This is a genomic window from Janthinobacterium sp. SUN033 (genome assembly GCF_030397595.1).
Taxonomy (GTDB): domain Bacteria; phylum Pseudomonadota; class Gammaproteobacteria; order Burkholderiales; family Burkholderiaceae_D; genus Janthinobacterium; species Janthinobacterium kumbetense.
The window spans coordinates 636442-662533 of sequence record NZ_JAPQNV010000001.1; the positions used below are offsets into that span (position 1 = coordinate 636442).

Consider the following 26092-nt stretch of genomic DNA (forward strand, 5'->3'; position numbering starts at 1 on the left):
TCGCTTGACCTCGCTCAGTGCGGGGGCTGCCGCATCCTCCTACAATCGGCCTGAGGTTCCCTATCGTCCAGGGGCAACGGGAGGCCGGCGTGAAACCCGCATTCATCAATCTGCGTGAAAATTACTCGAGCGTGGCGGCCGTCGACCAGGCGGCCTTGTTCGGCGAAATCGGCTGGGAAGACTTGATCGGCAAGGACAGCTTTGCCAATACCTGCGCCATCCGCGTCAGCCTGGCCCTGATCAAGGCCGGCGTCCAGGTCAGGGGCCGTATGGCCATCCGCAAGGGGCCGTTCAAGGGCGCGCTGATCGAACCGGGTCAGGCCAAGCTGGCGCACATGCTGGCCAGCCCGTCGATGTTCGGCGCGCCCGAAAAATTCGCCAGGAATGCCGCCATCGCCGGCATCGGCCAGCGCCAGGGCCTCGTCGCCTTCTTCCGCATTCCCGGCTACCTGGGCGGTGCGGGCGGGCATATTGATATCCTGCTGCCATCCATCGGCGTCAAGGAGTGCGGCACCGAATGCTACTGGGAGTGTGCCGAGGTCTGGTTCTGGCCACTCCATTGACGCATGCTTTTTACGCTTGTTTGAACTTCCTCGAACGTCCGCGCGAAGCCGCATTGTGCGCGCGCAGGATGGAGTCGACCCGCTCGGACGCATCGCGCGACAGGTTTTGCGCCACGGCGATATCGGGGAAGAATTCGGGCAGGCGGTAGCTGAGCCACGCATACGCGGAATAGTAGCGGCACGTGTCTTCCACCTGCTGCAGATTCTGCGTGCCGCCGCCGTAGGCGTGCTGGCGCAAGGTAGACGTCTTGCCCTGCGACAGATTCTTCGCCCAGTGTTCCCACGCCGTTTGCAGGGACGGCACCTTGCTCGATATCGGCACCAGCGACAGGGTGAACTTGTCGGCCACGGACAGGGGCAGGGTGTCGAGCCAGATGGCGCGCTCTTTCTGGTCTTCCGTGATGCGGGGGAAGAAAAAGCCGTCCGGCACGTCGATATTGTGGATGAAGCGGCGCAGCAGTTTCGACAGCGACAGCTCGCCCGTCACCGACGAAATGCGGTGCAGGTGTTCCAGCGACGGCGCCACGGCAAAGCCGCTGGTGTTCAGCGGATGCAGCTTTTCCTTCAGCAGGGCGCGCATCACTTCATGCGTCTCGTTGTCGTAGCCGGCCACCAGTCCCTCTTCATGCACGCCGTAGCGGCCCGCGCGCCCGGCGATCTGGCGCGCCAGCGCGGCCGAAATCTCTTCCTCCTCGCGGCCATTGTATTTGACGCAGGTGGTCATGACGATGCGCGCGATCGGCATGTTCAGGCCCATCGCCAGCGCGTCCGTGCCGACGACGATATCGGCCGTGCCGTCGCGGAAGCGCTGCGCCTGCGCGCGCCGCACTTCCGGCGACAGGTTGCCGTACACAGTGGCCACCGACAACCCCGTTTCCGTGATCATGTCGCGCCACATCAGCACTTCGCGGCGCGAAAAGGCGATGACGGCGTCACCGCGGCGCAGGTTGCGCACCTTGCGCACGGCCGTCGGCTCCATCGACAGGGGCGCCATGCGTTTCAGGACATGCACCTCCAGCGGGCAGTCCAGGCGCTCGGCCAGCGCCTCGATGGCGCGCCGCGCTTCGGGCGCCCCTACCAGGTAGACGGTGTGGGCGGGCGCGCCGCAGACGGCCGCCGTCCATGCGGCGCCCCGGTCCGGGTCGGCCAGCATCTGGATTTCATCGATGACGGCCACTTCGACGACGGTTTTCGTGTCCAGCATTTCCACCGTGCTGGCCACGTGCGTGGCGCCGTCGACGACTCTGCGCTCCTCGCCCGTGATCAGGCTCACGGCCAGCGGCTTGCCATGCGGCGCGGCTTCCTGCAGGCGTTCGTAGTTTTCCAGGGCCAGCAGGCGCAAGGGCGCCAGGTAGATGCCGCTCTTTGCCTTGACCAGCGCTTCCATGGCGCGGTGCGTCTTGCCGGAATTCGTGGGCCCGAGCAGGGCGACGAAGCGGCGCGGCAGGCGGCGCGCCATCTCGAACGAGGCGGGATATTCGGCCAGGTTGATGCTCTGGCGCGTGCGCGCCGCATGCTGTTCTTCCTGCTGGCGCTCGATGGCGTGATTGAAGCGCTGGCGGATGCGGTCGAACACCATGCCGGCCGGCTCCGACGTCTGCATGTCGGCCAGCGTGTGCAGGAAGACCATCGGGTCCGTGTCCACGTCTTCGCTCAAGCCCGCGATATCGGCGACGAAATCGATCACATGCTGGCGCAGCTCCTCGAAGACGGCCGCGCTGGCCCGTTCGCGCACCAGGGCCAGCTTGGTCTCGCGGTCCATCTTGCGCCACTTGGCCGGCCGCGCCAGCACGCCCTGGCTTGGTACCAGCGCATACGGCACCACCAGGTGGCCCGCCTTGACGACGCCGGAAAAGCGCACGAAGACGCGGCCTTCCATCTTGACGAGGCGGATATGCTCGGCCAGTTCCCCCAGTTCCGCGACCAGGGTGGCGTCGTTATTGTCTTCAGTGCTGTCGGAAATGTCGGTGGAAGTGTCGGGAGGAAGTGCGGAGGAAGTCATGTCGTGCCTGGGTGTTGAAGTAAGCGAGGCCGATTATACCGTGCGCAGGGTAAAGATTTTGTCCGGCGCGCGGTGCGGACGCTGCAGCAGCGCTGATCTTGAAAGCGGTGATACCTGGGCTGGATAAGCTTCCGGCAAGCGTGGAAAACAGCGCTTCCACGGTATCGCGAATCAGGTTGCCTGGATGCGAAATGGGCAGGCGATATCTGACGGTTTGCGCTTGCCGGTTTTTGCCTGTTGCGCTTATATCCGGCTGAAAAATTATCAAATATATTTTTATTAATAATGTTTAATTTTTTTAATTTAATTGTGGAATCTAAATTATCTTAACATTGATGGTGACAGAGAGTCTGTTTCTATCAGCGCATGGCGACGATATTTGCATGGCGTGCAGATTGTTTTTTTGCGGGGCAGGCTTGCACATATTCGCTTGCGTGCATCGGCAATGAATAAACGCCGCGTTGTTCCAATGGCGCCAGCGGCAGCCGGCGCGCCGATGACGGCCACCGAGACTGCAGATTTGAAATTCAACCTGGCACACAGTGAGCGAACCGCGCCTGCAATGTTGATTGCATGAGCAATTGTGCAGCGGGGTGAAATGAATTGAATTATCTTGACAATTAATAATGGTGAGCTGATCATGGCCTCAGATTTTTCGAGGGAATTTTGGCATGTTTTCAAAAACATCTGAAATCGACGGCGATATGCGGCATTATTTTCGCTGGCGGTCTTGCTATCGGCTGGGGCGTGCCGAATTTATATGAACGGCTGCAGCGTGCGTATGGCGAAAGGAATCGCAGCGCGTATTTTGCCGGCACCGCCACCAAGGTTGTTGTGTATGGCACGCAGACCTGTCCTTATTGCGCGAAAGGGCGCGCCTGTCTCCAGGATTTCCACTTCGCGCTGACGCACAGCCAGCTAGCGATGAACCAGGACATACCTGTGTATGTGGCCCTGCGCCGGAGGATGGCGCGCGCAGGGATTCATCAGCCATCCGACTTGAGGAGAACACCATGAATAAAAAGCTCGCTGCGTTTCTTTTTGCGACCGGTCTCGGTTTAGCCGTGACTGCGACGCCAGCCTTTGCCAGCTGCTATAGCGCCTGCGCCGCCGAATGGCGGGCTTGCATTGCCAGCGGTACGTCTCAAGCCGAGTGCGGCGCCGAGCGGTCCGCCTGCCAGCAAGGCTGCAATTGACAGGAGAGCGCAGCCCGCTAGCGTAGCCTGTTGCCATCGACACCAGCAAGCCATGGCGTCGATGGCAGTTCAGGCGGCACGCGCGCGTACCAGGCGCAGGCCCCAGCCGGTGGCGATCTTGCCATCGCCGTCTTGCAGCGGCGCCATGGCCTCCATGAGCGCGCTGCGCAGGCGCCGCCTGGCGCCGTCATCCAGGCGGTCGATATCGTAGGTGTCCAGCAGGGCGGTCCACAATTCGCCCGGCGTTGGCGTCCATGGCACGTCGATATCGTCAAACGCGACGTCTGCGAAACCGGTATCGAGCAGTTCGCGCCAGCCCGCTTCCGATCCAGCGCGCCGGTCGCCGAAGCGCATGCTTGGCAGCGCGTCACTGGCGATCGGCTTGAACACGCGCATGAAAACGTCGTTGACTTCGCCCAGCAAGAATGTCCGGCCGACGATGGCCGCGAATTGGCCAGCGGGACGCAGCACGCGGCGCATTTCGCGCACGACTTGTTCGATGTCGTCCATCAGCATCAGCGCCATGTGCGAGACGAGATAATCGACGCTGGCCGATGGCAGGTCCAGCGCCTGGGCGCGTCCCAGCAGCAGCCGCACGGAAGCGGGCAGGGCTGCGCGCGCGGCAGCCAGTTCCGTTTCGCTCATGTCGGCGCCGAGCAATTGTAGCCGGGGCTGCCGCCTGGCTGCCAGCAAACTCAGCAGATGGCCATCGCCGCAGGCCAGGTCGAGCACGCTCAATGGCGTGTCCGCGGTTGGTATCAGGCTGGTCAGCACGTCGTAGGACGAGGCCCAGCCGCGGGCGCGGGAACTGGCCGGCAGATGGGAAAACGCGGCGCTGGTGACGCCCACTTGCCTTTGATGAAAGTCCTGCAAATAGGTTTCGGCCGCAGTCAGTGGTGTCATGCAAGGTTCGCAAAGTCATGGCGCCTTAACGCCGGATGGCCATCTTAGCATGCGGAAAGTGTCGCCAGCGGTGGCGGCGGATGGCGTGCAGGGCCGCGTTTATCCACGCCACCATTGCGCCAGATCAGAGGGCAAAAAGTGGGAAAGGGCACAGTAGCTGAATCCCTTTCGCGTCGAGTTCCCATGCGCACCCTGATACTCGGCTTTGCCGCTGGCGCCGCCTGGTTGCAGACGCAGGCAAGCTTGCCGCCGCATGCGGGCGTGCTGCTGTGGGGGATCGCGGGCGCAGGGTGGGCAGCGAGTGTGGCGCTGCGCCGTCACGCGCGTTGGCGTTCTGCTGTTGTGCTCGCCGCTGGCGTAGGACTGGGCTTTTATTGGGCCGCCTGGCTGGCCCAGGCCGCCATGGCGCCGCAGCTGGCGCTGGCCGATGAAGGGCAGGATATTGTTGTCACGGGCACCGTCGCCAGCCTGCCGTACCGTTTCGAGCAGGGCGTGCGTTTTAATTTTGCCGTGGAGAAGGCGGTTGGCGTGCAGGTTCCTCGCTTGATCGCCTTGTCCTGGTACGCGGGTTTTCGCGATGAAGTGACGAACGAGGTGGGCGACGTGCAGCCGGGCGAGCGCTGGCGCCTCACCGTGCGGCTGCAGCGTCCGCACGGCAATGCGAATCCCATGGGCTTCGACTACGAGGCCTGGCTGCTGGAGCAGGGCGTGCGCGCAACGGGCTATGTGCGGCCGCAGCCGCGCGCCGATACGCCGAACGTGCGCCTGGCTGCCTTCGTGCCCGGCTTCGGCAACGTGGTGGAAGCGAGCCGCGCGGCCTTGCGCGCACGCATACTGCGCAGCCTGGAAGATAGGCAGTATGCGGGCGTGATCGTGGCGCTGGTGGTGGGCGACCAGCGCGCCATCCCCCAGTCGGACTGGCAAGTATTCAACCGCACGGGTGTGAGCCACTTGATCTCCATCTCGGGTTTGCACATCACGATGATCGCGGGACTGTTCGCCCTGGGCGCGGGCACGCTGTGGCGGCGCTCGTTTTTTACCGACTGGCAACTGCCCTTGCGGCTGCCGGCGCAAAAGGTGGCGGCGCTGGCCGGCGCGCTGGCAGCGTTCCTGTATGTGCTGCTCGCCGGCTTCGGCGTGCCTGCGCAGCGCACCTTGTATATGTTGCTGGTGGTGGCGCTGGCCCTGTGGCTGGGGCGCATCACCAGCATCGGCCATATCCTGTGCCTGGCGCTGGGCGTGGTGGTGCTGCTCGACCCGTGGGCCGTGCTGTGGCCCGGCTTCTGGCTGTCGTTCGGCGCCGTCGCCACCATGCTGTACGCGACGGCAGGCCGCACCACAGTGCCCTTGCCGCAGCAGGCGGGACGCTGGCGCCGCCTGCGCGCGGCCGTGGCGCTCGGTGCGCACACGCAGTATGTGGTGACGGTGGGGCTGGTACCGTTGACGATGCTGCTGTTCTCGCAAGTGTCGCTGGTTTCTCCCGTCGCCAATGCGCTGGCCATCCCCGTCATCAGCCTGGTCGTCACGCCCCTGTCGCTGGCGGGCAGCCTGCTGCCGGCGCCCCTGTCCGATGGACTGTTGCTGCTGGCGCACGCCATCGTGCAGATGCTGGCACAGGTGCTGGACTGGCTGGGTGCGCGCCGCTTTGCCGTGTGGACGGCGCCCGCGCCGCCAATGTGGAGTTTTTGCTGGGCATTGTTCGGCACGGCATGGCTGCTGGCACCACGGGGATGGCCCCATCGCTGGGCCGGCATGCTGGGCTGGCTGCCCCTGCTGACAGCTTTGCCGTCCAGCCCGCCGCCGGGCCAGTTGTGGGTGACTGCCTTTGACGTGGGACAAGGCATGGCCGTGCTGGTGGAAACGCACGGTCACCGCCTGCTGTATGACGCGGGTCCCGCCTACAGTCTCGATTCCGATGGCGCCAGCAGGGTCATCGTGCCTTACCTGCGCGCGCGCGGCATCGCCAGGCTCGACGGTGTGATCATTTCCCACAGCGACCTCGATCACGCGGGCGGCGCCGTATCCTTGCTGGAAAACGTGCAAGTGGGCTGGCTGGCCTCGTCCCTGTTCGACGGCCACCCGGCCATTGAGGCTCGGCGCCAAGCCCGGCTCCCGTATCTGCATTGCGTGGCGGGCCAGAGCTGGACCTGGGAAGGCGTGCATTTCGCCATGTTGCACCCCTTGCCCGCCAGCCATACGGACATCAGCTTGACGCCGAACGCCCGCAGCTGCACCGTGAAAATCACGGCAGGCAAGCATGCCATCTTGCTGGCCGGCGATATCGAAGCGGCGCAGGAAGCGCAATTACTGGCGCGCTCGATGGAGGGCGACTTGGCGGCCGACGTGCTGCTGGCACCGCACCACGGCAGCGGCACGTCTTCCACGCCGGCGTTTTTGAGCGCCGTGCATCCGGCCCTGGCCATTTTCCAGGTGGGGCACCGCAACCGCTATAAACATCCGAAGGCGCAGGTGTATGCGCGCTATGGCGACATGGGCATTACCCGCTTGCGCACGGATGTGGAGGGGGCGGTGGTGCTGGCGTTTGGGGAGGGGGTAGCTGTGACGCGGTATCGGGCCAGCCGGCCGCGGTACTGGCATGGGCGCTAGTGGATATGCTTTCACTCACCGTTATTTGCATTTATTTTTGAAATGAAAATATCGTAATCGATATATTCAATGAAATAAAGTATCAAAAAATTTAATGTCAAGTTAAAATGGTGTGATATTTTAGATGATGACGATTTTTGTGGGTATTTTTATGTCGCGTCGAGGTGAAGGTGAAATCTTGATTTTGGAAATGGTAAAGCTAGACAATTCACTCAGTAAAGGGAGAAATGTTTAAAATTCGCAATATCTGATGGTGACGTCGGAGGGGAGGTTGTAATGGTGAGAAGTAAAAATTAATGAAATAGTGCTAATCTATTGGCTTGGAAAATATAATTATTAGGGATGATATGAGTTCGCAAAGTAATGATTCGGGAAGTTGGTGGGGATTTTATGCGGTGCGATATGCTATGGGGACAGTGGTTGGTGGGGCTATTTTTTATTTTCTGGCTTCAAAAATTGAAGCACTTAGGCCCATGTTATTCCTGACAGCCGACGGGAAAATTGAAATGCCTCAGATAGTTCTTCTAGCGGCGTATGGGATGACTTATTGCTATATTGCAAGTGCTCCTATTTTAGTGTTTCATGCTAGTCGTTTTCTGATTAGGCTAGAATTTTTTTCTGGTTGGGTTGATTTCTTTATTTCGCTATTTAATTTCATAATACCATTTTCGATATTGTTTTTATTTGGCTATGGTGGTGGGTGGTCGTCATTCTATTGGTCGGTTATGCTCATTACTTCTCTAGTACTTTGGTTTCAGGTTGTAGGTGTGTTTTTTTGCATTAAGAATTCAAGTGCGATGTATAAGTTCTATAAGGTATTGGCGAAGAAAAGAATTAAGGCTGAAGAATTGGGGCTTGCTGATTCATATCGTCATCTTCGTGAACACGGAAATTCTTTTCTCATTGTTGTATTGGAAATTTTTCTGGCGGTGGTTTTGTTTACGATCAGTGGAGTTGCGGAAAATAATTCAGATGCTTCTATGTCATCGGGCGAATTTTTTCAAATCCTATTTGGCTTTCTGTTTTTATGGATGTTTCCTGCAGCATGTGTTTGGCTGATAGGAACGATATTTGAGCGGCGATTGCAGGAAGATACGACTATTTAAACATAATTATTTTGCTTGTCTGGTTCGCTCGTCAGGTATCTCCATCCCTCTTTTTTTTACATACTCCAGAAACAGCCTTGCCCCCTTGGCCATCCTCGACGTGCCGTAGACGGCATGAATGCTGGGGTCCAGCTCCTTCGATGACGTGAGGCGGTACGCCGTGCAGACCCTGCGCAGGGTGCCGTTGGCCACGGCCGGTTCCGCCAGCCAGCTGGCCAGGCGCACGATGCCGGCGCCTTCCAGGGCCGCCTGGAAGGTGGCGATGCCGGAAGTGAAGCGGAAACGGGGCTGCACCTGGTAGCGCACGTTGCGTTCGCTGGAAACGAAATGCCAGTCGCGCAGGATGCGGGGGGCCGAGTGCATGATGATGTCGTGGCCGGCCAGCTCTTCCGGTTCCCCGGGCGCGCCCATGCGTTCTATATAGTCGGGCGAGGCGTACATGTAGCGCCGGTAATTCCACAGGGGGTAGCCGATCAGTTCGCTGGACTGGGGAAAGGCGCCGCGGATGGCGAAGTCCAGCTTTTCCTGGATGGGGTCGATGGATTTGTCCGAGAAATGGATGTCCACCGACACGTTCGGGTAGTCGCGCGAAAATTGCGCCACCACTTTCGGCAGAAAGCCCAGCGACAGGATTTCCGGCGCCGACAGGCGCACCCAGCCTTGCGGCGAATTGCTCAGCTCCGCCAATTGGTCTTCCGCCTCGGCCTGCGTTTCCAGCAAGTGCTTGGCCGACGCGTAATACGTTTCGCCGGCCGTCGTCAGGGTGAACTGCTTTTGCGTGCGCAGGATCAGCTCGGCGCCGATGGCGTCTTCGAGGAACTGGATGGCGCGCGTGACGGCCGACGGCGAGCGCCCCAGCATGCGCGCCGCGTGGATGAAGCTGCGCTTTTCCACCACGGTGCAAAAGGCGCGGATCTCCCACATCAGTTTCATCGACATCGCGTGACTCCCGGCAAAAGAGGCCAGTAGACCGTACGGGGCGCATTCCGTCAAGCGTTACGCCTGATTGCGTTTTCCGCAATATGAAGTTGCATCCGGAAAAATCCACGGCGCCTATACTGCCGCTGTCGCCCATTCCTCATTGCCTATCATGCTGACCATCTCGCTGCTGTGTTTATTTGCCTTCTTTGCCGGCCTGATCGATGCCGCCGTGGGCGGGGGCGGGCTGATACAGCTGCCGGCCCTGTTCAACCTGATGCCGAACATGGCCTCGACCTCCCTGCTGGGCACGAACAAGCTGGCGTCCGCCTGCGGCACCACGTTTGCCGCCCGCTCGTTTGTCGGCAAGGTGCACATCCCGTGGCTGCTGGTGTTGCCGGCCGTGGCCAGTGCCTTTGTCATGTCCTTCATCGGCGCGGCCGCCGTGTCGTATGTGCCGCAGCAGGTCGTGCGCCCCATGGTGCTGGTGTTGATCATCATCATGGCCATCTACACCTTCATCAAGAAGGATTTCGGCACGACACGCGAAGCGCGCCCCATCGGTGGACGCGAACGCATCCTCGCCATCGTCATCGGCGGCGCCATCGGCTTCTATGACGGCCTGTTCGGGCCGGGCACGGGCAGTTTCCTGATTTTCCTGTTCATTCGCGTCTTCGGCTTCGATTTCATCCTCGCTTCGGCCTGCTCGAAACTGGTGAATATCGCCACCAACGTGGCCGCGCTGGCCTTCTTCATTCCCGCCGGTCACGTGGTGTATGCCGTGGCTGCACCGATGGCTGTGTGCAACATCCTGGGCGCCCTGACGGGCACCTGGATCGCCGTGCGCCGCGGCGCCGCCTTCGTGCGCATTCTGTTCCTCGTGTTGCTGGTGCTACTGATCGTCAAGTTGTCCTACGACATCTTCTTCAAGTAAGTTTCTGAACGACAACAAGCCATGAAAACCATCCAGGGCGTGCTGTGGGACAACGATGGCGTGCTGGTCAATACCGAGCAGCTGTTTTATGAAAGCAACCGCGACTTGCTCTTGCCCTACGGCATAGACCTGACGCCGAAGCAATTCTTTGACTGGTTCCTGGACAATAACTACGGCGCCTGGCATGTGCTGCTGGGGCAGGGCCATGGGATCGAGCTGGTCGAGCGCTTGCGGGCCGAGCGCACCGCGCTGTTCGCGCAGCGCCTGCGCCAGGCGCGCCAGCTGGCCATGCCCGGTATCGGGCACGTGCTGGCGGCGCTGCGCCCGCACGTGGCCATGGGCGTGGTCACCAGTGCCTACGAGCAGCATTTCCGGATCAGCCATGCGGCCACGGGCTTGTTGCGCCACTTCGATTTCGTGCTCACGCGTGAAATGTATGGCGAAAGCAAGCCGGCGCCCGACGGTTACCAGCTGGGCTTGCAGCGCCTGGGCCTGGCCGCCGCCGACTGCGTGGCCGTGGAAGACTCGCCGCGCGGCTTGCGCGCCGCCAACGCGGCCGGGCTGGAATGCATCGTCGTGCGCAATCCCATGAATCGTCATTACGCGTTCGACGACGCTTTTTGCGTCGTGGATTCAAACGCCGAGCTGGGCGAAGTGCTGGCGGCGTTCGTGCCCGGCATGGCCCATACGCCCCGGCAATTAGAGTCCTTCCTCTGATACGTCTTGCCGGCATGCCATTACAATTGTTTATCGCATTCACCGGCACCGACCCACGATGACCCTCCCGCAACTGCACTTTGCCCATGCCAACAGTTATCCAGCCGGCACTTACCGCAAGCTGTTTGGCTTGCTGGGACAGCATTACACCGTGCAGGCGCTCGACATGCATGCGCACGATCCAGAATACCCCGTCAGCACGGGCTGGCCAGAGCTGGTGCGCGAGTATATCGACGACCTGGAGCGCCGCTACAGCGCGCCCGTGATCCTCGTCGGCCATTCGCTGGGCGGCATGCTCAGCGTCATGGTGGCCAAGCAGCGGCCTGACCTGGTGCGCTGCGTGGTCTTGCTCGATTCGCCCGTGGTGGCGGGCTGGCGCGCCTTGCTGGTGCGGCTGGCGCGCAACACGGCACTGGGCGAGCGTTACTCTCCCGCCCGTTTTTCCGCCCGGCGGCGCAAGCTGTGGCCCGATGCGCAAGCTGCGTATGAGCATTTTGCCGCCAAGGACATGTTCGCCATCTGGGCGCCGCAAGTCTTGCGCGATTACATCGACAGCGGCCTGGCGCCGCATCCGGACGGGGTGCAGCTGCGCTTTACGCGCGAAGTGGAGACGCAGGTCTACCGCAGCTTGCCGCACCACATCGGCGGTCTCGTTAAGGACGGATTTCCAGTGCCCATCGGTTTTATCGGCGGCACGGAATCGGTGGAATGCCGCCAGGCGGGCTTGACGGCCACGCGCAAGCTGGTCGGCAAATTTTTCCGCCAGGTGCCGGGCGGGCATCTGTTTCCCATGGAAAACCCGGAACTGACGGCGCAAGTGGTGCGCGAGATGATCACCTCGCTGTTGGCTAAACACTAGCCGACTGGCAAGGATTTTCAGCGGGCAAGGGCCAAAAGTGGCGGATTTTCGCGTAAAATCCTGCCATCCGGGCCACGCCTGCAGCAGGCGTGCGGCCCCAGCCATTCCGATATTCTAGAAAGATACCCCTGCGATGACGATTAAAAGCGATAAATGGATACGCCGCATGGCGGAAACAACGGGCATGATCGAGCCGTTCGAACCGGGCCAGGTCAAGGAACGCGACGGCAACCGCATCGTTTCCTACGGCACGTCCAGCTATGGCTATGACATCCGTTGCGCCGACGAGTTCAAGTTGTTCACCAACATCAATACCACCATCGTCGATCCGAAGGATTTCGACGCGAACAATTTCGTCGACGTGTCCGGCAAGGGCTATTGCATCATCCCGCCGAATTCGTTCGCGCTGGCCCGCACCGTCGAGTATTTCCGCATTCCCCGCAACGTGCTGACGATATGCCTGGGCAAGAGCACCTATGCGCGCTGCGGCATCATCGTCAACGTCACCCCGTTCGAACCGGAGTGGGAAGGCTATGTGACCCTGGAGTTTTCCAACACGACACCGCTGCCGGCGAAAATCTACGCCAACGAAGGCGTGGCGCAAGTGCTGTTCTTCGAGTCAGATGAAGTGTGCGAAACGTCGTACAAGGACCGCGGCGGCAAATACCAGGGCCAGGTCGGCGTAACGCTACCCAAGACCTGATTGCGGTGAAGGGAGGGGCGCCAGCCGTCTTTCCCTGTCTTTACCTGCCTTTACACCTGCGGCACTATATCTGCGCCCATGCTTGCCGTTAACCTTGGTATCGAAACACTGAGGAGGCATCATGGTAGCGGCAATCGGTTCAGGCAGCGCGGTCAGCGCGGCCAGTAGCGCCAGTTCGGGCAGCAGTTCGCAGATCGCGGCGCTGCAAAAGCAGATCACGGCGGCGCAAAAGCAGTTGACGGAGTCGCAGAAGGGCGAGCAGACGGAGGCGTCGCAAAAGCTGCAACAGCAACTGGCGCAGCAAATCCAGGCCTTGCAGGCGCAAATTGCCCAGTTGCAAGCTGCCGCCGCGCAGAAAGCGGCGCAGCAAGATGCTCAGCCGGCCAGCAGCGCCGATACGGCGACGAGCCCGGCCAAATCGACTTCGTCCACCCTGGGCAGCATCATCGATACGCAGGCGTAACAGCAACTCCGCGCGTAAAAGACGCCAGGCTCGCCGACAGGTCAGCCTGGCGTTTTGACGGGCAACAACATTTCCACGCACAGTCCGCCACCGCTGCGCAAGCTGGCCCCGATGCGGCCGCCATGGGCGTTGATGACGTGCTGGGCGATGGCCAGGCCCAGGCCATGGCCGTCCGTGCTGTGCTGGGTATTGCTGGCGCGGAAGAATGGTTCAAAAATGCGGGCCAGGTCGGCGCTGGCCACGCCGGGTCCCCGGTCCAGCACGGCGATGCGCAGGCAATCATGCTGGCGCGACAGCTCGACATCGACCGTGCCGCCGTCGGGACTGTGCTTGACAGCATTGCGCACCACGTTTTCCACGGCGCGCGCCAGCAGTTCGGGCTGGCCCGTGACGCAGGCGTCGGCCATGGCAGCGTCGACCGCCAGGTCGATGCCCATCAGGCGCGCCCTGGCTTCATAGCGGGCGTCGTCCACGATGTCGTGCACGAGGTCGGCGATGCCGACGTCTTCGCTGTGCGCGTGCCCCGCGCCCGCTTGCCCGGCGCCCGCTTCCAGCCGCGACAGGGTCAGCAGTTCACCGATCAGTTTATCCATGCGCTCGCTTTCGCGTTCGATGCGCTGCATCGAGGCGGCCATCTTGTCCGGCTGCTGGTGCGCCAGGCCGATGGCGGCCTGCAAGCGCGCCAGCGGCGAGCGCAGCTCATGCGAGACATCATGCAGCAAGCGCCTCTGGCTGTCCATGAGGCTGCGCAAACGGCCCGTCATGCGGTCGAAATCGCGTCCCAGGTCCGTCAATTCATCGCCGCGCTTGCCGCTGGCGTGAAAGCGCGGCGCCAGGTTGCCGTGCGAGGCGGCCTCGAATGCCTGCCGCAGGTCGCGGATGGGGCGCGCAAAATACCAGGCCAGCAAAAAAGCGAACAGCAGGCTGGCGGCGATGGCGGCGGCCAGGGGAATGAAGGTGCGGTAGGGGCTGTCCATGCGCGGGCCGGGCGGCATGCCGCGGCCGAATTCGCCGCGTGGCGGCGGGGCGCCCGCTTCGCTGGGCCGTGGACCTGGTCCCATGGCGCGCGGGCCGCTCAGGGTGACGGCGTTGAGCGTGTCGCGCGCGGCGCCCGCCTCGGCATTGCGGAAGCGTTCGGACGAGGGCAGGAACAGCAGATAGCGCTTGCCGTCGCTGCCGGCCACGTCGCGCACGACGGGATGGGCCTGGCTTTGTTGCAGCATGGCGCGTGCCTTGGCGAGCATGGCGGGATGCACCGTGCGGCCCATCAATTCTTGCCCTTTGGCATCGACAGCAAACACGCGCATGCGTTCGAGCTTGCCCAGGAATTGCCGCAAGGCCTGGCTGCCGCCTGCTTCCACGGTGGCGCTGGCGGCCTCGATGATCATTTGCGCGGGCGGGCTGGTGTCGATGTCGAGGGCCCGTTCCTGCTGCGCGGCCCGGTTTTTCAGCCAGAAGGTGCCGCCGATGCCGATGGTGGCCGTCACTTGCGCCAGCATGATGCACAGAAAAAACTTCCAGAACAGACGGCCCACGCTTACTCCTTGATCAGCTGGTAGCCGAGACGGTACACGGTTTGCAGGCAGGAACGGCCATCGGCCAGGCTGCCCAGCTTGCGGCGCAGGCTGCTCAAGTGCACGTCGATATTGCGGTCGAAGCGGGCCATGGGCCGGCCCAGGCCCAGTTCGGACAGCTGATTCTTGCTCACGGGCTTGCCTGCATGGCGCACCAGCACTTCCAGCAGGTTGAATTCCGTGCTCGTCAGCTCCAGGTGCGCGCCGGCCCAGGCAACGCGGCGCTGTTCCGGCCACATCGTCAACTGGCCCACGGTCAGCGGCGCCAGGCCCGACGTGTCCTGCGGCGCCGCTTGCGCACGGCGCAGGATGGCGCGGATGCGCGCCGTCAGCTCGCGCGGCGTGCACGGTTTTGTCACGTAATCGTCGGCGCCCAGCTCCAGGCCCACGATGCGGTCCGTATCGTCGCCGCGCGCCGTCAGCATCAGGATGGGCAGGTTGCTGCCGGCGCGGATGCGGCGCAGGGTTTCCAGGCCATTCATGCGCGGCATCATGACGTCGAGGATGGCGATGGCGTACAGGCCCGTCAGCGCCTCGGCCGCGCCGCTTTCGCCGTCATGCACGGCGCGGGCGTCAAAACCTTCCTGCGTCAGGTATTCCTGGAACATGCCGACCAGTTCCACGTCGTCATCGATTAACAAAACCTTGCTCATGCCTGTGCTTTTTTCGGGTGAATATCGCCCGATGATAGCAGTCAAAGGGGGCCGTTCAGGGCGGTTTTACCCGCTTTTACATACGTCCGCTTACATTTGCGCACCTTCCTTTACACGCTTTTACGCCGCCCTAACGTTGCTTTACATGCCAGACGCCCACAATCAGGGCTGATCGCCACGAAAGGAAAGCCCGATGAAATACCTGAGTATTGCCATATCCCTGTTGCTGCTGTCCGCCTGCAGCATGCCGCTGCTGGCGCTGGCCCAGCAAGAAGCTGCGCCGGACGGCCCGCCAGCGCGCGCCATGGAAGGGCCGCCGCCCGGCCTGCTTCACGGACCCGGCGGACCCGGTGCGCCGGGCTTGCCGCCATTCCTGCGCGGCATCGACTTGAGCGAAGCGCAGCAGGACAAGATTTTCGCCGCCACCTATGCCCAGGCGCCCTTGCTGCGGGAACAGGAAAAAATCGCCTTCAAGGCTCATGCGCAACTGCGCGCGCTGGCCTCGTCCAGCGCCTATGACGATGCGAAGGCCAGCGCGCTGGCCAGCACGGCGGCGCAAGCCATGGCGCAGATCAGCTTGCAGCAGGCGCGGCTGGAGCAGCAATTGCTGGCCGTGCTGACGCCGGAACAGCGCAAGCAGGCGCAGCAGCGGGGCGACAGCCGCCCCGGCCCGCGCCGTCCCCAATAAGCACAGGAGAGCGAGATGAGCATCAGTGCCTTGAGTTCGACCAGCGCCGCCAGCCAGCTGAGCGCGTTCAGCCGCCTGGGCGGCGGCAGCAATACCGGCAGTACCAGCGGCGCGGGCGGTACGCGGCCGTCAAAACCCGACGATGGCGCATTTCTCGACGCTATTTCCAGCGCCTTGTCATCGATCGGCGTGACGGTCGATGCCAGCGACGGCGATAGCGCGACGGACGGCGCCAGCGCCGCCGGCAGCGGCGACGCGGGCCAGGCGCTGGGCGCCTTCCTGCACCAGCTGATGGGCAGCCTGCATGCGCAGAGCGGTGGCGGTGCTGGCGGGCAAGAAGAGGGGGTAGAGCCGCCTTCGGGGCCGCCACCCGGCGGTGGCGCGCGCGGCGGCCCCGGCAATATCGAGTCGGATTTGCAAAGCCTGCTGCAAAAACTCTCGTCATCCGGCAGCGATGGCAGCGACAGCGCGCAGAGCGCGGACGGCAGCGTGACGGACTTGCAGTCCAGCTTTGCCAGCCTGCTCAGCGCGCTGGGCGGCGATGAGGGCGGCGCGAGCAGCAGCAAACTGAGCAGTTTCCTGCAGGCGCTGTCGGGCAGCCTGGGCGCGGCGAGTGCGGGCGGCAGCCTGTCCGCCAGCGGCAACCTGGTCGATACAACGGCTTGAGCCATGGAACGCAAGCTCGCCATTGCCGTCAGGAAGGCGCTCGCGCAACGGGCCACGCAGGCGCTGTTCCTGTGCGCCAGCCTGAGTCCTGCCCTGGCGAGCTTGCCCTATTTGATGGAATACATATGGACTTACATGATCACGGTCTGGCATCCGACCTCGAAATGATGCGGCAACAGGCGTTTGAACGGCGGCAAGTCCTGCGCTGGCTGCTGGCGGGCGCCGCCACCTTGCCGTTGATGAGCTGCGGCGGCGGTTCGGACGCCGGCGGCACGGCCGCGAGCGGCGGCGTCACAGGTACGTCCGGCGGCGCCGGCAGCGTCACGATACCGACCGCGGGCGCCTGCACGGTGATTCCCGAGGAAACGGGCGGGCCGTATCCGGCCGATGGCACGAACACGAATGGCGGCAGCATCATCAACGTGCTGAACCAGACGGGCGTCGTGCGCAGCGATATCCGCGCCAGTTTCAATGGCGCCACTGGCGTGGCGGCAGGCGTGCCCTTGACCATCAATTTGCAGTTGCTCAACGCCAGCGGCGGCTGCGCCAGCCTGGCCGGCTACGCCGTCTATCTGTGGCATTGCGACCGCGACGGCCTGTATTCGCTGTATTCGAGCGGCGTGACGGCGCAAAATTATTTGCGCGGCGTGCAGGAAACGGATAGCACGGGCAACCTTGCCTTCACCACCATCTTTCCCGGCTGCTACGCGGGACGCATGCCGCACGTGCATTTCGAGGTCTATCCCAGCCTGGCCAAGGCGGCCAGCGCCGTGAACCGCATCAAGACGTCGCAGTTTACCTTCCCGATGGCAACGCTGAACGAGGCTTACGCGGCCAGCGGCTACACGGCCAGCGTGCGCAACCTGGCGCAGATCAGCTATGCCGCCGACAATGTCTTTGCCGACGGCACCAGCTTGCAGATGGCCACGGTGACGGGCAATGCCACCGATGGTTATGTGGTGACCCTGACGGTGGCCGTGAACGGTTAAGTTGCCGTCATGAAACCCAGGTCGCGCCGGCTGAAGTTGCCGATGTTCGGGAACACGTCGGCCAGCTGGCTGTCTGCCACGCCGAACCATTTGGCCAGGGTGGCGCCATACTGGTCGACGGAGGTGGTCGGCAGCAGGGAGCCGGAACCCACGTCCAGCTCATGGCCCAGGCCCGTGGCGGGGAAGGCGCCGTAGATGTCGCGGCCCTTCACGGCGCCGCCCACGACAAAGTGGTGCGCGCCCCAGCCGTGATCCGTGCCGTCGCCGTTGCTGCTGAAGGTACGGCCGAAGTCCGACGCCGTAAACGTCGTCACCTGGCGCCGCACGTCGGCGCCCTGCAGGGTGGCCAGGGTCGCGTCGAAATACGCGAGCGCGTGCGCCAGGCGCGCCATCAGGTCGCCATGCAATTCCTTTTGGCGGTCATGCGTGTCGAAGCTGCCCAGGGTCACATAAAACACTTGCCGTTTCGCCCCCAGGGGACCGCGCCCGCCGATGATGCGCGCCACCGTCTGCAATTGCACGGCCAGCTGGTTGACGCTGGACGCGCCCGTGTTCGGGTTGATGTAGGGCGGCGGATTGGGCACGCCGCCCGCGCCGGCCGCCAGCATGGCGCCGCTCAGCACGCTCTGGCTGGAAATGGCGCGCTGCACCGTCGCCACGTGTTCCTGCTCCATCATGTCGTCGCCCGCCGTGCTGATGATGTCGCGCAAGGCCGTCTCGCCCTCGGTGGTGCCGAACAGGTAGCCGCCGCCGATATTGCGGATCGGCACGGCGCCTGCCTGGCCCACCTGGAACTGGCGCACCTGGCGCCCGCTGAGGAACAGCGCGTTTGACGCGGCCGAGATGGCCGTAAACGTCGCATTCGCGTTGCCCGTGCCGAGCAGGTCGCCCAGGCGTCCGCCCCAGCCGATGCTGGCGCCTTCCGGCAAGCCCGATTGCCAGGTCGATTGCTGGTCGTTATGCGAAAACAGTTTCGGCGGCAGCGCCACATTGCCCGCCTTGTATTGCGCCAGGGTCAGGGGCTGGATCAGGGTACCCACGTTGGCAACGATGGCGGCGCGGCCGCCGTCGAACAGGTCTTTCACGGGAGCGAGGGCGGGATGCAGGGCAAAGCTGCGGCCCGTTTGCACCGTGGCGGGCGTGATCGGCAGCACGCCGCCCGTTTCGCCGACGCCGGGCAGGTGGATCGAATCGTTGCTGCCCGTGTTGCGCAGGCGCAGGTATTCGCTCCACGATGGCGTGTCCGTGGCCAGCACCGTGTTGAAGGAATCGTTGCCGCCGGTCATGAACAGGCAGACGAGGGCCTTGTAGTCGTCGGCGGACTGGGCCGCAGCCTGGCCCATGGCGGCCAGGTTGAGGGCGAATGGCGTGGCCGCGCTGCCGGCCAGGCCCAGCATGGAGCCGAGGAAGCGGCGGCGCGAGAAGTGAGAGGTGATGGTCATGCTGCTTCCTTATTTTTGAACCAGGTATTCAGGCGAGGCCATGGCCAGGAAAATGGCCAGGTGCACGCGGTAGGTTTTTGCCGTCGTCACTTGCGCGGCATTGCTGCCGCTGGCAGGGGGAATCGCGATGCTCGTGACGGCCGCCAGGATCTTGCCGCGCAGCCGGGACGACATATTGCCGGACATTAACAGCAAGTTGACCCGGTCCAGCAAGGCGGCGGGCTGGTCGGCCAAGGCCAGTTCGGCCGAATAATCGGCTTGCACGGCGCTGTTTTCCGCCACGCCGCCGCGGATGGCGTCCTGCATGAAGTTCAGGTAACCGGTGACGGATGGCTCCGACGTGATCTGCATTTCCGGCGCCACCAGGCCCGCCGTCGCCAGCGCCGAATTGGGCGGCACGTACGAGGGGCGGAAGTAGTTGAAGACGGATGGCGCGTTCATGGGATTCTGCCCCAGCCCCGACAGTGGATCGCTCAGGTAATAGATGCGGTACTGCAAGGCTGCATCCTTGGCGTGAAAGGCGCGCATCCAGTTGCCCAGACGCACAAGCGGTTCGCGCAATTTGCCCGTGCGCAGGCTGCTGCCGGCTGGCGCCAGCGCGTCGGGGTCGAGCAGCACGGCGCGGATCACGGCCTGCATGTCGCCGCGCACGCCAGAACCATTGTTGGCGAAGGCGGCCGCAACCCTGCCCACATAGGCCGGGCTGGGGTTGCTGGTCACCAGGCGCTGGATCAGCTGGCGGCCGAAGAAGGGGCCGGCATTCGGATGGTTGAACAGGGTGTCGAGGGCCAGCGCCATGTCCGCTTCGCCGCCGGCGGCGCCCGCCGCGCTCACGCCCAGGAAGCGCTTTTCGCTGGTGGAGTGGTACGCCGCATAGTTCTGCATCGGTTTCCAGTCGCGGTCAGGATCGGCCACGCTGCCAAAGAAACGGTTCGCACCCTGGTCCGGGCCGGCCCAGCTCCAGCCCGTAAATACTTTCGCCAGGCCGCCCACATCGTCGCGCGTGTAGGTGTCGATGGGCTTGCCGCCCGACATTTTCAATGAACCATCCGCATTCAGCTGGTACAGGCCGATGGTAAACAGCTGCATCACTTCGCGCGCGAAATTCTCGTCGGGTGTACGCGTGGCCGATTCCTTCTGGTTGCGCAGGTGCGACAGGTACAGCCCCATCATCGGATGGGTGGCCACGCCCTGCAGCAGGGTGCGGAAGTTGCCGAACGCATGTTGCCCCAGCATGTCGTAATAGCTGGCGACGCCCCGCGTTTGCGTCCATACGCTCTCGTTTTGCGTGGACACGACGAAGATTTCCGACAGGGCAAAGGCCACGCGCTGGCGCAACTGGTCGTCGCCGCGCACGGCTTGCTGCCAGAACGACTCGTAAAAGTCGTTCGGCACGGCCTTGGTGGCCGCCGCGCCCGCAACGGGATACTTGGCGTCGATATATTTGCGGTGCAAGGTTTGCGGCTTGGAAAACTGCGCGCGGAACCAGGCGTCGCTGTCGCTGGCGGCGAGGGCGTCGATGGCCGCCATGTCCGGCCCGAACGTGGCGCGGCCCAGGAAGCGCGACGCTTCCGCGCGCGTGAAGGTGGCTGTCTGGTTGGCCGGGGGCGTGGTCAGGGGCGGTGGCGGGATGGTGTCGCCCGGCTTGGTGCCGGGGGTGGCCGGATCGCCGGGGGCGGTGGTCGCGGGCGGCACGACCGATATGTCCGGGTTCTGGGTGGCGCCGGTCTTGCTGTCGCCGCCACCGCCGCAGGCGGCAAGCAGGCTGAGTAATGTGATGGCCAATAAACGGCGCAAGGTAGGGTCTATCATTTAGTTTCTTTCAGGCAATCAAATTCTGGCCCATTAATTGTAGGGCTTGCCTACCAAAATCCTGTTTCCAATTAACTATTTACGTGTTGGCCACGTTTATTTTTATCGTCCGTTGGCATGATATTGGTGGTGTTTTTGGCGGGGTAGCGCGAAGTTTTCTTTTTAAAAATGAAAAATATTTTTTGCCGATAGCGAGCACTGTGGCGGATAGGCGACGTAATCATTCCTGCCAATTAAGCTTGTTTGAAAGCTCATCTTGACAACGAAACCCGCTTCGCCGGAAACCATGGTTTTTACGCTATCGGCGAAACGCCGTTCGCCATCCTGTCCCATTCTTCCCCTGCGCCGGACTGGCATGGCCCTTGCGTCAGGGAGGCATGGGCCACCCGCCCGCCTTTCACCGGAGCCTGTCATGACCAGCCGCCTGCTCGCCTATCGTCCCGAAATGGAATTGCCTGAAGCGCCGGGCATGCTGCCGCTGCAGCAGGAAGATGCGCTGGCGCTGGCGGCGCAGTTGCTGGAATTGCAGGGGCCGGCCCAATTCGATGCTTTCCTGGCGCGCCAGCTGGGCACCACTGCGGCGGGCCAGCAAGTGCGCGGCACGCCGCTGGAAGGGCCGCTGCGTCAGTTGCTGGGCAAGGTGGTGGCGCCCTTGCTGCCCCTGCATGGTGGCTCGCCGCAGGCGCTCAAGCGGCGCGCTGCGGCCATCTTCGGCATGGAACTGGAAGGATTGAGCCCGGAAGACAAGGAATTCGAACTGGCGCGCCAGGTCGTGCAGCTGATCGATGCCGTCAACGCGGCCCTGGCGCAGGACGGCGTCCTGGGCGCGCGCGACCCCAGGACGCGGGTGGACGCGGCCCTGCTGCAAGTGGCACGCCGCGCGGCGCCAGGCTTGCTCAGGCAGGCGGCGCAAATGCCGGGACGGGACGGTGGCCATTGGCGCCGCGAGGGCGGGCACATCGTCGTGCTCGATTGTTAGCCGGGCTGCTGCTGCGTCCGGCACTGTTGTGTCAACCGAGGTGCTAACTTTGAGGAGTTCATCATGCATGACTTGGATCGTACGACCCTGGAATACGGACAGGAAATGTCCGGCTTTGAAGCGGAACAGTTCGAGTTTGGCCAGGGCGAGTGGAGCGGCGAGGGCGGCGCGAGCGCCATGTTTTCCGAGGACGAGGAGATGGAGCTGGCGAATGAACTGTTGTCGGTCAGCAATGAAGCCGAACTGGAACAGTTTCTCGGCAATTTCCTGCGCAAGGCCGCCTCCGTGGCGGGCGGTATCATCAAGTCGCCCGTGGGACAAGCGATCGGCGGCGTGCTCAAGGGCGTGGCGAAGAAGGCCATTCCCCTGGCGGGCGGCGCCATCGGCGGCTATTTCGGCGGCCCGCTGGGCGCCAAGATCGGCAGCGGCCTGGCCTCGGCCGCCGGCAGCGCCCTGGGGCTGGAAGCGGAAGCGTCGTCGAACGAAGACCGCGAATTCGAGGGCGCCAAGCAGTTCGTGCGCCTGGCGGCCGATACCGTCAACCGCGCCGCGCAAGCGCGCGGCAATGGCGACCCGCGCGCCATCGCCCAGGCGGCGGCCAGCGCGGCGGCGCGCCAGTTCGCGCCAGGCCTGCTGGGCCGGCCGGGCGGCCAGGTCGCCACGCAGAACGGCAGCGGCGCAGCTGCGGGGGGCGTGGCGCCGGCCGGCGTGCGCAGCGGCGCCGGCATGCGCCCATCCAGCGGCCGCTGGGCGCGCCAGGGCCACAAGATCGTCCTGTACGGCGTGTGACATCATGGCCATCGGCGCTTATGCAGCCTGGATGCTGGAGCAGGAGGCGCGCTCGCTGCTGACGCGGCTGGCGCGGCTGGAACCGTTTGCGCTGATCGAGCCGACGGTGCTGGCGGCGTCCCTGATGCCCAGCGCCCAGTCGGCCATCGAAAGCCAGCTGGTGCAGGGCCGGCGCGCCTTGCGGCGCATGGTGGCCCAGTTCCAGTGGTGGCTGCGGCGCGAGCGCGCCGACGGCGCCAGCATGGCCACGGCCGCCGAGGCCCAGCGCCGCTTCACTTTCCTGCGCCTGAAATTCAATGCCGCGCTGACCCAGTTCGACCTGTTCAACGAAGTCATCACCCAGCGCAGCGAGCACAAGACGGGCGTGTGGCTGGCCGGCCTCGACATCGTTGCCGCCGATGCGCTGGCGCTGCCCGGCGATGTCTACCAGGCGCCGCCCGTGATCTGCTACCTGGACCGGGGGCCGGGCGCGGCCATCCGCCGTGCGCGCACGCGCCTGCCGGGCGGCGGCGACAATCCCGTCGCCATCATCCGCCTGCCGCGCGAACGCATGATCGGCAGCGGCATCGCCTCGTCGCTGGTGCACGAGATCGGCCACCAGGGCGCGGCGCTGCTGGACCTGGTGGCGTCCTTGCGGCCCGTGTTGCAGGCCATGCAGCACGGCGGCAGCGGCCTGGTGCATGTGTGGCAGTTGTGGGAGCGGTGGATTTCCGAGATCGTGGCCGACTTCTGGTCGCTGGCGCGGGTCGGCGTGGCCGCCACCCTGGGCCTGATCGGCGTGGTCAGCCTGCCGCGCGTGTTTGTCTTCCGCCTCAATATCGACGATCCCCATCCGGTGCCATGGCTGCGGGTGCGCCTGAGCTGCGCCATGGGACGGGCCTTGTATCCGCATCCGCAGTGGGACCGCCTGGAACAGCTGTGGCTATCGTACTACCCGCTGGCCGGCCTGCCGCCGGCCCGGCAGCGGCTGCTGGAACAGTTGCAGGCCAGTATGGATGCCCTGGTGGGCTTGCTGGTGCAGCACCGGCCGCCGGCCTTGCGCGGCGGCTCGCTGGTCGAAGCCATGGCCGCGCACACGCGCCAGCCGGCCATGCTGGCGCAGCTGTTTCGTAGCTGGACCCTGGCGCCGGCGCAGATGTACCAGGCGACGCCGACCCTGGTGTTCGCCGTGCTGGGCCAGGCGCGCGCCAGCGGCACCTTGAGCCCGGAAGACGAAAGCGAGCTGCTGGGGCGTTTGCTGACCCACTGGGCCCTGCGCAGCACCCTGGACACGTCGGAGCTGTGCGCAGATGTCGTGCGGCATGGCCGCCGGTCCGGCAAGCCGTTTGATTATCCATTGAGGAGAATGACATGAGCAGCAAGATGAGCAGCAATATGGGTGGCAAGATGGGCAGCAGGAGCGGGGCGGCGGGCCAGGCGAACCCGAAACAGCAGGGCGGCAGCATCGTCGTCACCGTGCACGAGCAGGACAGCGGGGCCATGGTCGTCAATGCCGCGATCAGCCTGTACCGGGGCGCCGACGCCGACTGCCATGATTTCAACGCTGCCGCCTGGCAAGCCGACCCCGCCATGCTGGTGGGCGTGCGCTGGACGGATGGCCGTGGCAGCACCGTGTTTGCCGACCTGGCGACGGGCAGCTACGTGGGCGTGTATGGCAATTTCCCCGCCACGGCGCCCCAGTGCGTGACGGTGCAGGCCGGCTGCAGCGCCGTGCTGTGCTTCAAGCCGCAGCTCAACCCGCAGGTGGGGCTGGCCTTCGAAACGCCGGACTGCCATCCCAGCGACTGCAATTTTGGCAGGGTGGGCGACCGCGCCGTGGCCACCGTCTCGTTTGACGGCGATCAAAGCGCCGACGGGCGCGACCAGGTGCAGGTGCTGGCGGCCGCGCCATGGGTGCCCATGCGCGGCACGCCGAACGCCTTTTCCACACCCGTGCGGCGCGCCGGCATGCACCGTTTCATGGCGCAGATGATGCTGTCGCAGCGGCCCGACCTGCGCGGCGCCTTGCCCGTGCCGGAAGGGCTGAGTCCGAACGCCATGCTGGCCGTGGATGCGGAATACGAGACGGAAGAGCGCCAGCCGCAGCCCATCTCGGGCAATGTGGGCGTGTCGCTGACGCGCACGGAAACGGAACCGACGGAAGACTTGCCCCTGTGGACCCTGATACGCAACAGCACCGAGGCGATGTCGTTTACAAATTACCTGCATTTCATGGACAGCCTGTTTTGCGGCGACCTGGCCGCCGTGCGCGGCTTCGAGCAGGAGCGCTTCGTCAAGAAGGCCGACATGTTCCAGCAGCTCAAGCAGCGCCGCGCGCTGCCGTTCTCCGATTCGGACTCCTACCGCGTGCTGAAAGTGGCGACGGAAGCGTTCGTGATGGTCAATTGCGGCGTGCTGAACCAGCCGCTGGCCTTCAATCCGGCCGAAGACAACGCCTATCTGGACCGGCGCGACATCCCCCAGGGGCGCGACCTGGAAACCGTGCTGCGCAACGATTACCTGGAAAACATCGACGGCTTCCAGACCTTGCCCTACCTGGCCGTGATCCGGCGCAAATTGCCCGACATCCCCATCAGCATCCCGCGCGGCCAGGAGGGGGAAGTGGACCTGTGCTTTGGCATCATCCAGGAAAAGCTGGCGAACCCTTGCCTGCTGGAACTGATCTGGTCGTACTGGCACGAAGAGGGCATGCTGGTGCAGACCATGAACGCCATCGCGCAACGCTTCCAGAACCTGCGCGCCCCCGGCGGCGGCCTGGACCCCTTGTCGAACACGGAAATCGACATGCTGCGCCCGCTGAATAACTTGCTCTGGGGCTACACCCAGGATGAGCAGCACCGGCTGACCGTGGTACGCCGCAACTATGAGTATGACCATCACTACGGTGTGCGCCTGGACGGCAAGGCAGTGCAGCACTTCCGGCCGGCCGACAGCCGCTCCAAATTCCTGGAAGCGTTCCACCACCTGCTGCGCCTGCTCACCTCGTTCTACAAGCAGGATGACGACACCACCGTGAAGGCGGATGCCTTCCCCGTGCTGAATGCCTTGAAGGAAATCCATTTGATCCTGTCGCAGGGCGCGCACAACCAGTTCGGCGACTTGCCGTCGACGGCGCGTATCGAGATGCTGATGCAGCAATGGATGCTGGCGCGGCCCGAATTCCGCGAATTCTTGCCGACGCGCGTGATGGTGGCGTATCCGGAACCGTGGATGGACCGGGTCGATGCCATGAAGAAACTGCAGGGTTGGACGGATACGAGCGTGATGCATTTCCGTAACCTGGCCATCTTTGGCGAGCAATTGCTGCTCTCCGTGCGCTATGGCAACTGGAGCGACATCTACGAACCCACGCAGGCGTTCAACTGGGCGCGCTTCTGGCGCCCGCAAGTGCAGGGCTATATCCACGGCTACCGCGCCGCCACCGGGGTCGACCTGTCCGTCGACAGCAGCGACCCGGCGATCGAAGCGACGATGCCCTCGGTATTGCTGCGCCAGCGCCTGAGCCAGCAGCTGCGCAGCGTCTAGGACG

At 63.7% G+C, this 26092-nt stretch carries 26 protein-coding genes; 18 read left to right on the top strand and 8 right to left on the bottom strand.

Features of this window, described 5'->3' with window-relative positions; genetic code table 11:
* The first annotated feature begins 89 nt into the window (after window positions 1-89).
* Window positions 90-563 carry a T6SS effector amidase Tae4 family protein gene (locus OX460_RS02985; RefSeq protein WP_289897589.1) on the top strand — a complete coding sequence of 158 codons (474 nt, stop codon included), beginning with the start codon at window positions 90-92 and terminating at the stop codon, window positions 561-563.
* Window positions 564-573: 10 nt separating this feature from the next.
* Here the strand turns inward: OX460_RS02985 and OX460_RS02990 are convergent, their stop codons facing one another.
* Together OX460_RS02990 and OX460_RS02995 are read right to left on the bottom strand one after the other, a co-directional pair.
* Window positions 574-2565, bottom strand: coding sequence for a helicase-related protein (locus OX460_RS02990; RefSeq protein ID WP_289897590.1), 1992 nt, complete (start codon window positions 2563-2565; stop codon window positions 574-576).
* 321 nt (window positions 2566-2886) lie between these two features.
* The gene (locus OX460_RS02995) at window positions 2887-3207 is read right to left on the bottom strand and encodes a hypothetical protein (RefSeq protein WP_289897591.1); all 321 of its coding nucleotides are present in this window, start codon (window positions 3205-3207) and stop codon (window positions 2887-2889) included.
* 24 nt (window positions 3208-3231) lie between these two features.
* On the opposite strand from OX460_RS02995, the gene OX460_RS03000 reads away from it, so the two are divergent.
* A complete protein-coding gene (locus OX460_RS03000) occupies window positions 3232-3582 on the top strand; it encodes a hypothetical protein (protein ID WP_289897592.1) in 351 nt (116 codons plus the stop codon).
* Window positions 3579-3761 (top strand): hypothetical protein, encoded by a 183-nt coding sequence (locus OX460_RS03005; RefSeq protein WP_143451532.1) that lies wholly within the window; start codon window positions 3579-3581, stop codon window positions 3759-3761. Before OX460_RS03000 ends, OX460_RS03005 begins: the two co-directional genes overlap by 4 nt.
* 69 nt (window positions 3762-3830) lie before the next feature.
* Here OX460_RS03005 and OX460_RS03010 read toward each other — a convergent pair whose 3' ends face one another.
* Window positions 3831-4664 (bottom strand): class I SAM-dependent methyltransferase, encoded by an 834-nt coding sequence (locus OX460_RS03010; protein WP_289897593.1) that lies wholly within the window; start codon window positions 4662-4664, stop codon window positions 3831-3833.
* A 183-nt stretch (window positions 4665-4847) separates the two neighbouring features.
* Here OX460_RS03010 and OX460_RS03015 point away from each other — a divergent pair, with 183 nt between their 5' ends.
* Window positions 4848-7271 (top strand): DNA internalization-related competence protein ComEC/Rec2, encoded by a 2424-nt coding sequence (locus OX460_RS03015; protein WP_289897594.1) that lies wholly within the window; start codon window positions 4848-4850, stop codon window positions 7269-7271.
* Between the two features lie 347 nt (window positions 7272-7618).
* On the top strand, window positions 7619-8377 hold the full coding sequence (locus OX460_RS03020; RefSeq protein ID WP_289897595.1) for a hypothetical protein: 759 nt from the start codon (window positions 7619-7621) through the stop codon (window positions 8375-8377).
* A 6-nt stretch (window positions 8378-8383) separates the two neighbouring features.
* Here the strand turns inward: OX460_RS03020 and OX460_RS03025 are convergent, their stop codons facing one another.
* Complete coding sequence (locus OX460_RS03025; RefSeq protein ID WP_289897596.1) at window positions 8384-9316, bottom strand: LysR family transcriptional regulator; 933 nt, start codon at window positions 9314-9316, stop codon at window positions 8384-8386.
* A 151-nt stretch (window positions 9317-9467) separates the two neighbouring features.
* Here OX460_RS03025 and OX460_RS03030 point away from each other — a divergent pair, with 151 nt between their 5' ends.
* The 5 genes from OX460_RS03030 (at window position 9468) to OX460_RS03050 (ending at window position 12971) form a co-directional block, all read left to right on the top strand.
* On the top strand, window positions 9468-10229 hold the full coding sequence (locus OX460_RS03030; protein ID WP_152252001.1) for a TSUP family transporter: 762 nt from the start codon (window positions 9468-9470) through the stop codon (window positions 10227-10229).
* A gap of 21 nt (window positions 10230-10250) precedes the next feature.
* On the top strand, window positions 10251-10946 hold the full coding sequence (locus OX460_RS03035) for an HAD family phosphatase (RefSeq protein ID WP_289897597.1): 696 nt from the start codon (window positions 10251-10253) through the stop codon (window positions 10944-10946).
* Between the two features lie 58 nt (window positions 10947-11004).
* Entirely contained in the window at window positions 11005-11805 is an 801-nt protein-coding gene (locus OX460_RS03040; RefSeq protein WP_099667598.1) for an alpha/beta hydrolase, read from the top strand.
* 133 nt (window positions 11806-11938) lie between these two features.
* On the top strand, window positions 11939-12508 hold the full coding sequence (gene dcd, locus OX460_RS03045) for a dCTP deaminase (protein ID WP_034755486.1): 570 nt from the start codon (window positions 11939-11941) through the stop codon (window positions 12506-12508).
* 121 nt (window positions 12509-12629) lie between these two features.
* The gene (locus tag OX460_RS03050) at window positions 12630-12971 is read left to right on the top strand and encodes a FlxA-like family protein (protein WP_289897598.1); all 342 of its coding nucleotides are present in this window, start codon (window positions 12630-12632) and stop codon (window positions 12969-12971) included.
* Between the two features lie 41 nt (window positions 12972-13012).
* Here OX460_RS03050 and OX460_RS03055 read toward each other — a convergent pair whose 3' ends face one another.
* Both OX460_RS03055 and OX460_RS03060 read right to left on the bottom strand, forming a co-directional pair.
* On the bottom strand, window positions 13013-14506 hold the full coding sequence (locus OX460_RS03055; RefSeq protein ID WP_289897599.1) for an ATP-binding protein: 1494 nt from the start codon (window positions 14504-14506) through the stop codon (window positions 13013-13015).
* 2 nt (window positions 14507-14508) lie between these two features.
* Entirely contained in the window at window positions 14509-15198 is a 690-nt protein-coding gene (locus OX460_RS03060) for a response regulator transcription factor (RefSeq protein ID WP_251348393.1), read from the bottom strand.
* Window positions 15199-15391: 193 nt separating this feature from the next.
* Here OX460_RS03060 and OX460_RS03065 point away from each other — a divergent pair, with 193 nt between their 5' ends.
* Genes OX460_RS03065 through OX460_RS03080 form a run of 4 tightly spaced genes read left to right on the top strand, consistent with a single transcriptional unit; the run spans window position 15392 to window position 17541 of the window.
* A complete protein-coding gene (locus OX460_RS03065) occupies window positions 15392-15886 on the top strand; it encodes a Spy/CpxP family protein refolding chaperone (RefSeq protein ID WP_289897600.1) in 495 nt (164 codons plus the stop codon).
* Window positions 15887-15901: 15 nt separating this feature from the next.
* A complete protein-coding gene (locus OX460_RS03070) occupies window positions 15902-16552 on the top strand; it encodes a hypothetical protein (protein ID WP_289897601.1) in 651 nt (216 codons plus the stop codon).
* A 3-nt stretch (window positions 16553-16555) separates the two neighbouring features.
* Window positions 16556-16720: a hypothetical protein gene (locus OX460_RS03075; protein WP_289897602.1), complete on the top strand. Its 165-nt coding sequence runs from the start codon at window positions 16556-16558 to the stop codon at window positions 16718-16720.
* Window positions 16678-17541, top strand: coding sequence for an intradiol ring-cleavage dioxygenase (locus OX460_RS03080; protein ID WP_289897603.1), 864 nt, complete (start codon window positions 16678-16680; stop codon window positions 17539-17541). The genes OX460_RS03075 and OX460_RS03080 overlap by 43 nt, the downstream gene beginning before the upstream one ends.
* On the opposite strand, the gene OX460_RS03085 is transcribed toward OX460_RS03080, so the two are convergent.
* Both OX460_RS03085 and OX460_RS03090 read right to left on the bottom strand, forming a co-directional pair.
* On the bottom strand, window positions 17538-18983 hold the full coding sequence (locus tag OX460_RS03085) for a DUF1501 domain-containing protein (RefSeq protein WP_289897604.1): 1446 nt from the start codon (window positions 18981-18983) through the stop codon (window positions 17538-17540). The genes OX460_RS03080 and OX460_RS03085 overlap by 4 nt on opposite strands.
* 9 nt (window positions 18984-18992) lie before the next feature.
* Window positions 18993-20795: a DUF1800 domain-containing protein gene (locus tag OX460_RS03090; RefSeq protein ID WP_289897605.1), complete on the bottom strand. Its 1803-nt coding sequence runs from the start codon at window positions 20793-20795 to the stop codon at window positions 18993-18995.
* Between the two features lie 412 nt (window positions 20796-21207).
* Here OX460_RS03090 and OX460_RS03095 point away from each other — a divergent pair, with 412 nt between their 5' ends.
* The 4 genes from OX460_RS03095 to OX460_RS03110 all read left to right on the top strand — a co-directional run bounded on the left by OX460_RS03095 (window position 21208) and on the right by OX460_RS03110 (window position 26088).
* Complete coding sequence (locus OX460_RS03095; protein ID WP_289897606.1) at window positions 21208-21774, top strand: hypothetical protein; 567 nt, start codon at window positions 21208-21210, stop codon at window positions 21772-21774.
* A 63-nt stretch (window positions 21775-21837) separates the two neighbouring features.
* Window positions 21838-22563: a hypothetical protein gene (locus tag OX460_RS03100; protein ID WP_289897607.1), complete on the top strand. Its 726-nt coding sequence runs from the start codon at window positions 21838-21840 to the stop codon at window positions 22561-22563.
* 4 nt (window positions 22564-22567) lie between these two features.
* A complete protein-coding gene (locus OX460_RS03105) occupies window positions 22568-23917 on the top strand; it encodes a hypothetical protein (RefSeq protein ID WP_289897608.1) in 1350 nt (449 codons plus the stop codon).
* A complete protein-coding gene (locus tag OX460_RS03110; RefSeq protein WP_289897609.1) occupies window positions 23914-26088 on the top strand; it encodes a hypothetical protein in 2175 nt (724 codons plus the stop codon). Before OX460_RS03105 ends, OX460_RS03110 begins: the two co-directional genes overlap by 4 nt.
* Window positions 26089-26092: the final 4 nt, after the last annotated feature.